At 62.2% G+C, this 579-nt stretch carries 2 protein-coding genes; both read right to left on the minus strand.

Features of this window, described 5'->3' with window-relative positions; all coding sequences use genetic code 11:
- Positions 1-351 (minus strand): DUF4391 domain-containing protein (locus GTW58_RS13665; RefSeq protein ID WP_168023618.1); only part of this gene is annotated, 351 nt, incomplete at its 3' end.
- On the minus strand, positions 344-579 hold a 236-nt coding region (locus tag GTW58_RS13670), incomplete at its 5' end, for a hypothetical protein (RefSeq protein WP_168023619.1). The genes GTW58_RS13665 and GTW58_RS13670, both read right to left, overlap by 8 nt.

Genomic DNA, 579 nt, shown 5'->3' on the forward strand with positions numbered 1-579 from the left:
GGGCTGCTTGTGTGCCGCGACCGTCCGTGTCTCGGGTTGCTCGCCGCGTTGGCGGGCGATCTCGAAGATGATCGGGAACGGGATGGCCTTGTCGATGGCACCCAGGACGGCTTCGCTGACGTCGTCGGTCTTGGCGTCGATCGTGAAGACCTGTATCTCCGGCACTGCTGGTGTGCTGGGCAGGTTGATCGTGGCCTCGGCGAGTTTGTAGGCCCAGGTGACGCGTTGGACTTCATTGATGAACTTCTCTCGCACAGAGGTGTTGACGGTGCCGTGCTCGTAGAACTTCTCCTTGGGCACGCGTCTGCCGAACTTCGCTGCCTCGGGCCAGCGGTAGAGGATGTCAGTCATCAACACCGCCCTCGGTGGGATCTACAACGGCGATGAACGCGGTGGGTTCGAAGTCGTCGAGGCCAGCGATGGTTTGCGTGAGGGCGGTGGTGCTACCTCCGGTGAAGAGGCTGTCGATATCGCGTTCTTCGGTCACATCGATCATGGAGTGGATCGCGTCGGTGAGCAGCGCCGAGTACTTGCCCATCTGCGCGCCCTCGGCGGCCGCGGTATTGAACACGTCGACGA

Source organism: Kocuria subflava (assembly GCF_012163155.1).
Lineage (GTDB): Bacteria > Actinomycetota > Actinomycetes > Actinomycetales > Micrococcaceae > Kocuria > Kocuria subflava.